Genomic DNA, 12,088 nt, shown 5'->3' with positions numbered 1-12,088 from the left:
GCGATTTTGCAAGACATGAGGTTAAGTGATGAAAGTTCTTTTGACGTCCACGCTTTATCCCACGCCTCAGGCCCCGAAGATCGTCGGCGGTGCGGAGGTCTTCGCGCGGCGCTTCGCCGAAGGCCTGGTGCAGCGCGGAGATGAGGTCGAGGTGATCCGCAGCGCATCCGCGCCCGAGCAGGCTCGTGAAAGCTGCAACGGCATCAACGTCTATTCTGCGCCGGTGCGCAACTTCCATCTGCCCTTCTCGCTGCCGAAGAACATCGTAAAGCGCAGCATCTGGCATGCGGTCGACGACTGGCAGATGCAGGCGCCGCTGATAGCGGAACGCATCCGGGCCTTCAAGCCGGACGTGCTGCACTCCAACAATTTGTCGGGTCTCACCACCGCGATCTGGCGCGTCGCCGCCCAGCTCGGCGTGCCGGTGCTGCATACGCTTCACGATTATTATCTGACCTGCCCGCGCTGCTCGCGCTTCGACAAGGGACGCTCTTGCGAGCACACCTGCACGAGCTGCGGGATCCTGACCTTCCATCGCAAGCGGGCGACGCACTGGCTGAGCGCCGTGGTCGGCGTGAGCGAGCGCGTGCTGTCGATCCATACCGACATGGGCATGTTCGCGGAGACGCCGATCCGAACCGTGATCCGCAACGCCTCGACCGAGCCGCCGCGCGAGCCCTACCCTCGCCCGGTCTGCACCACGGAAGTGACGTTCGGGTTCATCGGCCGCCTCACTGAGGAGAAGGGCATCGACAACCTGATGCATGCCCTTGCCATGCTGCCCCCCGACCGCATCCGAATGATGATCGCCGGCCGGGTCAGCGAGGAGGAGCAGCGCCGCCTCAAGGCGCTCGCGCCGCATGCGCGCATCGAGTTCATGGGCTTCGTGGCGCCGGACGATTTCTACAGGCAGGTCGACGTGGTGGTCGCGCCCTCGATCTGGCACGACCCCGGTCCACTCGTCGTCGCAGATGCCAAGGCGGCCGGCAGGCCGCTGCTCGGAACGCGCTTTGGCGGCATGCCCGAGGTCATCGAGCACGGCGTGACGGGTTGGCTGACCGAAGCCGATCCCCAATCCCTGGCCGACAGCATGCTTGCAGTCGCGTCTGATCCGCACAAGATCGACGAGATCAGCCGGCGCCTGATCGCAGATACCAACAAATGGGTATTTGCCGACGTGCTGTCATCCTACAAGAATCTGTATGAGCAATTGCGCGAGCAGCGGATGTCGCGCGTGCGCGCAGCAACGACTGAAGCCCCGCGGGCCGTCGGCAAGGAGCGCCTCATTCCGAGATGACACGCCTCTTCGCGATGGCGGGCTACCTCTATCAGAGCGCCGCGGCGATCATCCTGATCTTCGCGATCAGTCATCTGTTGCCCGCCGCCGACTACACCAATTTCTCGTTGGCACTGGCCTCGAGCCAATTGCTCTGCGTCCTGATGTTCGAGTGGCTGCAACTCGCCGGATTGCGTTTTCTGGCAGCAGCCGGGGAGAACGAGGCGGCGCGGCTGAGGTGGTCGCTCTTTGCCGCGGGCCTGTCGAGCGCGGGCGCGCTCGTCGTGGTCGGCGGCTGCGCATCTCTGGCCAGCGTGCTCCCGGCAGGGATCATCGCGCTGGGCCTCGGCATATCCGTGCTTCAGGGCCTGACCGACCTCTATTTGCTGTCGGTCCGCCTGTCCGACCGGCTGGGTGTCGCGTCCTCTCTCCTGGCGTTTCGCGCTACCGCCCTTCTGACCGGAGCCGCCGCGGGTGCGGCGATTTGGGGAACGGCGGAAGCGGCGCTGCTCGGCGTCAGTGCGGGCCACGCCCTGGGCCTGCTCGCGGGGCTGGTGGCCTATCGCACCCCCCTGGAGCGCGTTCCGCTGCGGACTATGCTGGCCGACTGGAAGGATTTCTCCCGCTACGGCATGCTGGCGGCGGGTGCGTCCGTCATCCATCTCTCGGTGCCGGTGCTGCTCCGCTTCATCATCATCGGCCGGCTGGGCGCGACGGGCGCCGGCGCCGGATTCTCGATTGCGCTCGACCTGCTGCAACGCCCGTTCTGGGTCCTCAATGCAGCGATCCACACCGTGAGCTATCCCGATGTCGTGAAGGATTTCGAGCACGGAACCGTCATGAAGTCGGTGCAATCGACGCGGCGAATGTTCGAGTTCATGGTCTGCACGACCCTCGTGCTGCTCGGCGGCCTCGTCGGCTTCATTCCGGATGCAGCCCGTATCCTGGTGCCGCGGGAGAGCCTTGATGGCTTCCTGACGACGGCACCTGTTGTGGCCGTCTTCTATTTCCTGCACACGCATCTCCAGGCGACCGTCGCGGTCGTTCCGCACCTGGAGAAGCTCGCAACGAGGCTCGTGATCGTTGCGGCCGGCCAGCTCGCGATCGTCGCTGCCGTCGCGCTGGCCGCGGCATGGGCCGGCCTGTCGCCGCAACAGGCGGTCGGCTGCGCTTGCCTCGCCACGCTGGCAGCGATTCTGTTTGCGCTCGGTCCGACACTGCGGTTCGAGGCATTCCCGCGCTGGTCACTGGTCGCGCAGGCGCTAGTGGCCGCCGTCCTGATCGGATCACTCGGCGCGATGCCGACCGAGCCCGCGACATGGCTTGCCGGCAAGATCGTGATCGCCGCGCTCGCAACGGCGATCGTCGGATGGCGCGGTGACTTTCTGATGCTGGCCCGTCGCGGCTAGCCCAATTCGCCGCATCCGGCACGGATCGGAACACAGCGGGCGAGCAACTGAGCCGTTGGGCCACGGCTCAAATTCAGGTCCTGGACGGAACCATTGCGCCTCCCCGATCAAACCAAGCGGTCATATCCGGGAAAATACGGATACAACCAGTGCGATAAAATCTTTCAGATTGATCGCCCATGAAAATGGCATCTGCCGACTCCCTGTGCCATCCGATGACGCAGACGAAAGAGACGCACCCCACCGCCGCGTTCGTATGACACGCTCTCAAGCCGAAGCGTTGGATCGAACTCGCACGGCTTGCGCATATATTTAGCAGCGTGAATCGTGGAAATCTTGAAAGCGCCATTCTCACGCCATCCTGCACGGGCATCGCATCAGCATTCTGCTGCAACACGAGTCGAGCTGTTCCTGCACAAGGAACCGCATTTCACTCGCGATTTGTAGCTTCGATTTTTATCTGAAATTCACACTCGACAGAGAAGCTTCGACGCAAATCCCTGCGAGCAATTTCGTTCGCGCTGAAACCCGAGTTTGCAATGCCTGATCAAACCATCCTGTCCGCCAGCGGCTTCATCAACTCCATCGGCGTCAACACGCACGCCGGTTTCGGATGGACCGGCTACAACAACCTCGCGCTGATGGCCGACAGCCTCGAATATATCGGCGTCACCCATCTCCGCGACGCGATGGGCACGAACCCCGCTGCGCAGCCGGTCGTCGAGGGCCTGGCCGCCGCCGGCTACAAGTTCGACTTTCTGGTATCGTCTGCGCTGCCCCAGTCCGGTACGGTCGGGTTGCAGAACTACATCGCCTCGCTCCAAAAATTCGCGACGAGCTATTCGGGTAGCATCACCGCCATCGAGGGGCTCAACGAGGCCAATCACCAGCCCTTCAGCTACAATGGCAGCTCCAGCCTTTCGGCCGCGGCCCAGTTCCAGAGTGCGCTCTATCAGGCCGTCAATGCCAACGCGACGCTCGCCAGCATCCCCGTCTACAATCTGTCACTGGCCTACAACGATCCGCAAGGCTACAGCCAGCTCGGCAACATGTCGGGCTCGGTCGACTATGCCAACGCCCACGCTTATGTCAGCACCGGCCTCAATCCGAGCAGCTCCATTGCGGCGACGCTGAGCGCCGTCATGGCCGCGGCTCCGGGAAAGCCTGTCGTCATCACGGAAACCGGCTACACCACGCAAAACAACACCCAGTATCTCGGCGCCAACGAGACGGTGCAGGCCAAATCGATCCTGAACACGCTTGTCGTCGCCTACAAGGCCGGCGTGAGTGCAACTTACCTCTACGAGCTGTTCGACCGCGACTCGTCTGCAGCCAACACCAATCCGGAAGCCAATTTCGGATTGTTCAATTCCGACGGCACGCCCAAGCTCGCCGCGACGGCGATTCACAACCTGACGACCATTCTGGCCGACGACGGCAAGGGCGGCCTGCAGCCGACTGACCCATTGAACTACACGTTGAGCAACATGCCGGCCACCGGCAACAGCATGGTGCTCGGCAAGAGCAATGGCGCCTACGAACTCGTCGTCTGGGCCGAGCCGAAGCTCTGGAACGATGCCACCGATACCGAGCTGTCCAATGCGGCCCAGACGGTGACGGTGAACCTCGGCGCCGTCCATCATACCGTGAAGGTGTACGACACGCTGACCGGCACCACAGCGATCGCCAGCTACACCGACGTCAGCACCATCACCATTCCGGTCAGCGATCACCCTGTGATCATCGAGATCGACGCGCCCCCGACCACGCCGCCCGCCCCGGACACAAGGACCAGCGTCACCGGAACGGCTGCGGAGATCGTACCGCAACTGTCCGATCTGAGCGACTCGACGGCGCTGCAGACAATCACCCTGACCGACTCCCACGTCCTGCAGGTCGCGTCGAAGGCGACCATGGACTACATGATCGCCCATTACGGCAACGCGCTCTCGAAGATCCAGGGCGGATATTCGTTCTCGGTGACGAACTCGGCGGCGACCTGGACCAGCACGAGGACTTACGATTCGAGCGGCAAGCTGCTCTCGAAATCCGACACCGGCCTCAATTCAAGCGGACAGCCGACCTCGACCACCATCGTCCACAGCGACGGCTCCAAGGACGTGATCAGCTACACCGGCGGCGTGCAGACGAAGTTCGTTCATGTCGGAACCGACGCAACCCGGACAACCGACACCTACAACACGGCCGGCACCCTGCTGAGCGAAGTCGTCCAGAAGCCCGACGGCTATTACTCCACCACGCTCTACACCAACGGCGTGAAGACAGCCGCCTACGTCAAGAACGCGGACCGCTCGCAGGACAACTATACCTACAACATCACGGGCAAGAGCTTCACCACCCAGGTGCAGCATCTCGACGCTTCGGGGAAGGTCACTTCGGTGATCCGCAGCCATGCCGACGGCTCGCTGGACTCGACCCAGGTCTACAATAGTGACGGCAGCAGCGTGATCACGTTGTACAGCGCCACGGGAGTGAAACTGATCGAGACGGCCTACCATGCCGATCGCAGCAAGGATGTCTGGACGTACAACATCAAGGACCAGAACTATACGACCCAGCACGACGTCTACGATTCGACCGGATTCCTCACGACCCTGACGCGCCTGCATGCCGACGGCAGCCTGGCCTTCGAGCTGATGCAGACCGCCGACGGCACCAAGACGACCAACTGGTACAATGCCGCCGGCAGCCTCACCAGCGAGGTGGTCCAAAAGGCCGACGGCTTCGCCTCGACAACCCTCTACAGCAACGGCGTCAAGACAAAAGTTTACATCAAGAACGCCGACGGTAGTCTGGACAACTATGCCTATGGCATCACCGGCCAGAGCTACACCACGCTGATCCAGCACATCGATCCGTCCGGCAAGGTCACGTCCGTCACCCGCAAGCACGCGGACGGCACGCTCGACTATACCCAGGTCGTCAACAACGACGGGAGCAGCGTCGTCACCATCTATGACTCGACGGGAGTACGGACGAAACAATCCGAGTACCACGCTGATGGCAGCAAGGATGTCTTCCTCTACAACATCACCGGCCAGAACTACACGACCGAACACAATGTCTACGATGCAACCGGCTTCCTCACGACGCTGATCCGGAAGCACGCGGACGGCAGCATGGCGTTCAAGCTGGTGCAGAGCAAGGACGGGACCAAGACGACGGACTGGTACGATGCCAAGGGGGTCCTCACCAGCGAGGTGATCACGAAGGCCGACGGTTACAGCTCGACAACGGTCTATACCAACGGCCTGAAAACTGCGGCCTACATCACCAATGCCGACCTGAGCCAAGACAATTACACCTACAACATCACCGGTCAGAGCTATGCCACGCAGCACCAGCATCTCGATCCGACCGGCAAAACGACGGAGGTGACCCGCTGGCACGCCGACGGCACGCTCGACTATACCCAGGTCGTCGGCAGCGACGGTGGCAGCGTCGTGACCAATTACGACGCTTCAGGCCTCAAGAAGACACAAACCGACTATCACTCCGACGGCTCGAGGGATGTCTATCTCTTCAACGTCATCGGTCAGAACTACACGAAAGAGCACGATACCTACGATACCACCGGTTTCCTGACGCACATCGTGCGGACCCACGCCGACGACAGCCTGGCATTCACCCTTGTGCAGAGCGCCGACGGCACCAAGACCTCGGGCTGGTATGACGCCAAAGGAATTATCACCAGCGAGGTGACGACCAAGAGCGACGGCTACAGTTCCACCACGGTCTACACCGGCGGTATCAAGACCGCTGCCTACATCAAGAACGCCGACGGCACGTCGGACAACTGGAACTACAACATCACAGGCCAGTCCTACACGACGCAGCACCAGCACCTCGATGCCTCGGGCAAGATCGTCGAGATCACAAGGACCCACGCCGACGGCACTCTGGACTATACCCAGGTCATCAACAATGACGGCAGCAAGCTGACCGACATCTATAACAGCGCCGGCATCAAGACCCAGGAGATCGCCAGCCACGCCGACGGCTCGAGGGACGTCTTCCTGTTCAACTTCAACGGACAGGCCGGCGTCACGCAGCACGAGAGCTACAACACCGCCAAGGCGCTCGAGTTCATCGATCAGACCAAGTCCGATGGCACCCACAACGTCACGGCCGTCGCCAGCGGCGTGACGATCCAGGGCGGGGCCGGCAATGACGTGTTCTCGGCGGCGCCGAACTCGACGACCATCGCGTACGACCACGGCCAGGACCAGATCCTCAACTTCCAGGCCGGCAGCGGGACGACGCACGACACGATCGCGATCTCGAAATTGCTGGCGGAGGACTACAGCCACCTCCAGATCACGCAGTCCGGCACGAACGCGCTCATCACGTTCTCGGCGACCGACTCGATTCTGCTGAAGAACGTCTACGTCTCCAGCCTGACGAGCCACGACTTCGTGTTCGTTTGAGCCAGTGAGACCTGCCCAAACGGGCGCCAACGTCGCTGGGGGCCGGGACCATGTCCCGGCCCCTGATCGCTCGTTGGTCGGGCGCCTGCCTCATCGATGAGCAAAGGGCTCTCTGCCATCCGCAATTGGATGAGCCCCATGAATTCGGAGGGATCGTCGGGTTGTGCCGCCATCGGCCGCCGCGCTTGCGAACTTGCGTCACAATTCGTCTCTAGAAGAGCGACGAAACGTGCAAGGAAACCGAGCCCCGATGGAAGCCAGTGAAGCAAGACGTTTTGTCGTTCTCGACTTCTACCGCTTCGTCGCCGCGCTCGGGGTCTTCATCTTCCACCTGAAGCTGATCGACAAGGGCATCTCACCGGCCTGGAACGGGTCCTATGGCCTGTTCGTGGACATGTTCTTCATCCTGTCCGGGTTCGTGATTTCCTACTCCTATCCTTCAACCTCGACAGGCCCGCGCTCCTATGCGCGCTTCCTCATTAGGCGGATCGCGCGAATCTACCCCTTGCATCTGCTCACATTGTTGATATTCGCGGTCCTTGCTCTCATGGGCATATCCGGTCCGACCTCGCACGCGAGCTTGACGGATTTCATTCAAAACCTCTTCCTCGTGCAGGCGTGGGGTATTACAGATCATCTCAGCTTCAACTCGCCGGCTTGGTCCATCAGCGCCGAGCTGTTTTGTTACCTATTATTCCCATTGTTCATGCTGCTGGCCGGGAGGATCTCGCCGCTGATGCTGGCGATCATCGTCGCGCTCTCTTACGGCATCCTTGCCCATGCTCACCTGCCGATCTGGCAGGAACGCTCTCAGATGTACGGGGCAACTTTCGATTTCGGGATGTTACGGGCGCTTCCGAGCTTCCTGAACGGGATTCTCCTAACCGTCCTGTTCAGGCTCTCGAGCGGCTATCGCAAGAAGCCGGTTGCATTCGCCGGAATAGCGCTGTTTGCCGTCTCGGTTCTGGTTCTCAACTTCTTTGCCAAGCCCGACCTTGCAATCATACTGTTCTCTCTCGCGATCCTCGTCACAGCCACGGGAGAAAGCGCCTTCGCGCGGTTTCCCGGCTCCGATTGGCTCGGCCGCCTCGGCAACACGTCATATGCCATCTACATGATGCACGAAGTGCTGTTGATCCTGCTCTTCAAGCCGGCCTGGCACTATTTCGGACTTCAGCCAAGCATGTTTCCGGTGTTTGCATTGGTCTGCTGCATCGTTCTGACAGTCGTTGCCGACGTGACATATCGCTACGTCGAAGATCCCGCTAGAAGAGTGATCAACCGGCTTGCGCCTGGCGGGGCAAGATCAGCCCGCGTCCCGAAGCCCGAGCCGCTCGATCTTGCCGAGGCCAGACAGGCGGCCAACGCAAGCTAGCTGGTGCGTGCAGGCCGAATTCTGGCTAGGTCTTAGACGATCGCCGCACACGACCCCAGACTTCCTGGCATATCCGCACCACGGCCGGCCGGGCGACCGCCATGACAACGGCAAGATAGACCGAAGAACCAAGCAGCACGAGCGCGGAGAGACGCAGCCATGGCGACGTGGCCGGCATGGTAATGGAGGCAGCAACCACCGCGCAGGCCATCACCGCGGAGCCCGCAAGTGCCGGCATCAGCGCCGCGGCATAGGGCCTGATGCCGAGCGCCAAGATCCGCATCGAGGCTCCGGCGGACAGTGGATACAGCAACAAGGCGCGAACGACATAGCCGACAGCGATGGCGATAAGGCCAAATGGCGCAGCGAGGATGAAGATCGTTATGTTCGAAACCGCGTATATCAGCGTCAGCCAAGTCTGCCAGTGCGGTTTGCCGAATGCCAGGATCACCGAGTGATTGTAGAGGCCGATCGTGGTCAAGAACCCGGTGATCGACATGATCGCGAGTAGAGGGGCGGCCTCGCCCCACTTGGATCCGAAGAAACCGACGATGAGATCCGGTGCCAGAGCCGCTATGCCCGCGAAAAGCGGGGCCGTCAGCAGTGACGTGTACTTGACGAAGTCGACCAGCGTCGAACGCGATGCTTCCCGGTCATGCTGGAGGCCAGCGATGGTCGAAAAGAACACGCGGTTCAACGCATTCCCGATCACGGTACTCACGGCGTTGACCAGGCGCTTGGCAAGGCTGTAGAAGCCCGCGCCGGCGGCGCCGGTATACCAAGTGACGAAAATCAGATCGGAATTGGCATTGGCAAAGTTCGTGATTCCCGTCAGCGCCACGTAGCGCGCATAGCTCAGGAGATCGATAACAGCCTGCCGGCTGACCCGGAGCCGAGGGCGCCAGGGCGTCAGGATCCAAAGGCTGACCAGCGAGATCAACGAAGTCGAGACGAGCTGTCCGACCAGCGCAACGACCCCGTAACCCTGTATCGCCAGCGCGATCCCTACGGCTCCGCCAACCGAGATTGAAGAAAGCGAACGGATGGCGAGGGATCGAAAGAGTTGATTGCGCGTCAGCCAGGCTTCGTGCGTCCGTGACAGGCCTTGCACGGCCACCACGATGCAAAATCCTTTGAGAACGATGGCAAGATCCGAAAGACCGGAGAATCGTTCGATGGCGCCGCTCGAGGCGAACAGTGCGAGTGCTGCAAACAAGGAGAGGCCCGCGATGAGCCAAAACGAGGCAGTGTAATCCTCATCCTTCGGATCGGGACGCGCCTGGACGGCAATCGCGATGCTCTCGATCAGGACTGCCCGGCAGAACTCGAGCGCCAGCGCTCCCGTTGCCACGATGCCGAGAATCTGCGGCGACAGCAGCCGCGCCATGATCATGTAGATTGCGAGCGTGAGCGCCTGCCCGACCGCGGAATCGAGCGCCGACCAAATGACGCCCGAAACGATCGAGCGCGGCTTGATAATCTCGTGGCGCAACTGGAAGCCTGTCACAATTCGGGGTTAGGTCGACATTCGTCGATGAGCCATTGGCTGCTATGGTCCAATAGTCGCCTTGTTTACGAGGACACTACGGCAAGAAAGCAGCTACATCCGAGGCAGCATGAATTTTCGAGGCAATCTACGACGGCTGATCAACGAGGTCGGCTGCGACTTTATTCATCAACTGCCCTATCCGCACGTGGACTTGTTCTTCTGGCGTCCCGACGATGGAACGATCAATTTCGGTGATCATCTTTCGATCGTTGTCGTTGACCATCTCTTGCGGCAATTCGGCTATACGCTCGCCGATGAGGTGCCGCGGCAAGCGCGCTTGTTCGCGATCGGCTCCGTGCTCCACTACGCGCGAAATGGCGATGTGATCTGGGGAAGCGGCGTAAACGGACGCCCCGGCCAAGGCGACCTCAACCATCGCGTGCAGAATTTGGACGTGCGAGCGGTGCGCGGCCCCCGTACCCGGGAAGTTCTGCAGCGCCGGGGCATCGCGGTTCCCGAAGTGTTCGGAGATCCGGCGTTGCTGCTTCCTCAGCTGTTTCCAAATCGTTTTCGCCCTACTGCCAAGAAGCCGTGGGTGTTTGTTCCGAATTTGCACGATTTGAACATCGTCGACCCTGCCGCCGATACGGTGGTCTCACCGCTGGGATCCTGGAACCGCCGAATTGACGCCATACTCGAAGCTGAACTGGTTCTGGCCAGCTCGCTCCACGGCATCATCGTCGCCGAGGCATTCGGGATACCGGCTCGATACGTACGGCTGAGCAGCGGAGAGGCCGAGTTCAAGTATCATGACTATTATGAGGGCACCGGCCGGTTCGCCGTCGAGTTTGCGACGAGTATTGACGAAGGTCGCGAGATGGGGGGAGCTGCGCGCCTCAACTTTGATCATCGTGCCTTGATGAGTGCATTCCCGATCGACCTCTGGAGCGGAAAGAACTAACATGGCCAAGCGCCTTCGCGTGGCCATCTACGCGCCGCATTTTGCGGAATATTCCTACCGGCTCGCATCGGGACTGGCGCATCATTGCGACGTTCGGCTTGTGCTCAACCGCAAAGACGCGAACCAGCAATGGGAGCTTGCCGATATCGCTGTGACGGCGCCGTTCGAGACACGGATTCGCGACCTCAGTCTGCGGCGCGGCGGCGCAATCGGCATCCCTGCCTCGTTCATCGACATAATTTCCTTCCGCCCGGACGTGATCCATTGTCACGAAGTTCCCGAGATCTACACGTCCAAGCTGATTCAGCTCCTGCGTCCGCTCGGCATTCCCCTGGTGCTGACCGTTCACGATGCTATCCCGCACTCGGAGGGCGGCTCCGGCACCTCGCCCCGTGAAGATGCCTGGCGCGGACGCATGCGTGCGGCCGCCTCGATCGTCACGACGCACGGCGAGAGCTGCATTGCAGATTTTCATCGCGCCTCGCCCGACTTCAAGGGCGAGACGGTTTCCAGCATGCACGGCGTGCTGATGGTTCCGCCGGACAAAAGCTCGTTCACCGAGCCCGAATCCGGACGCATCCTGTTTTTTGGACGGATGTGGGCTTACAAGGGCCTCGACGTTTTCATCGACGCGATCGACATGTTGGCCCAGCGCGGCGTCGCGCATGAAGCGATCGTCGCCGGGCGCGGCCCCGAGATGACACGGCTCGGCGCCCGGATGGAGGCAATGCCGACGGTCAAGACCATCAATGCCTACATTTCGCCTGCGGATACCGGACGTCTGTTTCAATCTGCTACGGTGGTTGCCTTGCCCTACAAGGATGCATCACAAAGCGGGGTGCTCGCATCCGCCTATGGGAATGCGCGTCCCGTCGTCGCCAGCGCCACCGGTGGCATTCCCGACGTCGTGACGGACGGCGTCAATGGTCTCCTGGTCCCTCCCGGCGATGCCAATGCGCTCGCCGATGCACTCGAGCGCGTGCTGACGTCGAATTCACTCGCCACAACGTTGGCTGACGGCGCGCGGCAGACCGCGGCCGGCCCTCTGAACTGGGACCACATTGCCGAACGGTTGCTTGGATCCTATCACAGGCTCGCCGGTCGTAGCGTGAAGTGAGCGCGACACGCGC

At 61.4% G+C, this 12,088-nt stretch carries 7 protein-coding genes; 6 read left to right on the top strand and 1 reads right to left on the bottom strand.

Annotation, left to right across the window (positions count from 1 at the left end; translation table 11 throughout):
- The first annotated feature begins 28 nt into the window (after window positions 1-28).
- The 4 genes from ACTEK7_RS27650 (at window position 29) to ACTEK7_RS27635 (ending at window position 8,508) form a co-directional block, all read left to right on the top strand.
- A complete protein-coding gene (locus tag ACTEK7_RS27650; protein ID WP_225147033.1) occupies window positions 29-1,297 on the top strand; it encodes a glycosyltransferase family 4 protein in 1,269 nt (422 codons plus the stop codon).
- Entirely contained in the window at window positions 1,294-2,685 is a 1,392-nt protein-coding gene (locus ACTEK7_RS27645; RefSeq protein ID WP_036013939.1) for a hypothetical protein, read from the top strand. Before ACTEK7_RS27650 ends, ACTEK7_RS27645 begins: the two co-directional genes overlap by 4 nt.
- A 539-nt stretch (window positions 2,686-3,224) precedes the next feature.
- The gene (locus ACTEK7_RS27640; protein WP_225147032.1) at window positions 3,225-7,133 is read left to right on the top strand and encodes an RHS repeat domain-containing protein; all 3,909 of its coding nucleotides are present in this window, start codon (window positions 3,225-3,227) and stop codon (window positions 7,131-7,133) included.
- Between the two features lie 250 nt (window positions 7,134-7,383).
- Complete coding sequence (locus ACTEK7_RS27635; protein WP_225147031.1) at window positions 7,384-8,508, top strand: acyltransferase family protein; 1,125 nt, start codon at window positions 7,384-7,386, stop codon at window positions 8,506-8,508.
- Between the two features lie 25 nt (window positions 8,509-8,533).
- On the opposite strand, the gene ACTEK7_RS27630 is transcribed toward ACTEK7_RS27635, so the two are convergent.
- Entirely contained in the window at window positions 8,534-10,000 is a 1,467-nt protein-coding gene (locus tag ACTEK7_RS27630) for a lipopolysaccharide biosynthesis protein (RefSeq protein ID WP_158284434.1), read from the bottom strand.
- A 124-nt stretch (window positions 10,001-10,124) separates the two neighbouring features.
- Here ACTEK7_RS27630 and ACTEK7_RS27625 point away from each other — a divergent pair, with 124 nt between their 5' ends.
- Window positions 10,125-10,958, top strand: a complete 834-nt coding sequence (locus ACTEK7_RS27625) for a polysaccharide pyruvyl transferase family protein (protein ID WP_050991696.1) — start codon at window positions 10,125-10,127, stop codon at window positions 10,956-10,958.
- A gap of 1 nt (window position 10,959) precedes the next feature.
- The gene (locus ACTEK7_RS27620) at window positions 10,960-12,075 is read left to right on the top strand and encodes a glycosyltransferase family 4 protein (RefSeq protein ID WP_225147030.1); all 1,116 of its coding nucleotides are present in this window, start codon (window positions 10,960-10,962) and stop codon (window positions 12,073-12,075) included.
- The last annotated feature ends 13 nt before the right edge of the window (window positions 12,076-12,088 follow it).

Source organism: Bradyrhizobium sp. JHI2711, from assembly GCF_056156565.1.
Note: the sequence above shows the minus strand (reverse complement) of the source record. Positions and strands in the feature narration are given on the sequence as shown.

What these genes read in the sequence shown, in the direction of transcription:
- ACTEK7_RS27650 (WP_225147033.1), top strand. Translation starts at nt 29, where the DNA reads ATGAAAGTTCTTTTGACGTCCACGCTTTATCCCACGCCTCAGGCCCCG.
- ACTEK7_RS27645 (WP_036013939.1), top strand. Translation starts at nt 1,294, where the DNA reads ATGACACGCCTCTTCGCGATGGCGGGCTACCTCTATCAGAGCGCCGCG.
- ACTEK7_RS27640 (WP_225147032.1), top strand. Translation starts at nt 3,225, where the DNA reads ATGCCTGATCAAACCATCCTGTCCGCCAGCGGCTTCATCAACTCCATC.
- ACTEK7_RS27635 (WP_225147031.1), top strand. Translation starts at nt 7,384, where the DNA reads ATGGAAGCCAGTGAAGCAAGACGTTTTGTCGTTCTCGACTTCTACCGC.
- ACTEK7_RS27625 (WP_050991696.1), top strand. Translation starts at nt 10,125, where the DNA reads ATGAATTTTCGAGGCAATCTACGACGGCTGATCAACGAGGTCGGCTGC.
- ACTEK7_RS27620 (WP_225147030.1), top strand. Translation starts at nt 10,960, where the DNA reads ATGGCCAAGCGCCTTCGCGTGGCCATCTACGCGCCGCATTTTGCGGAA.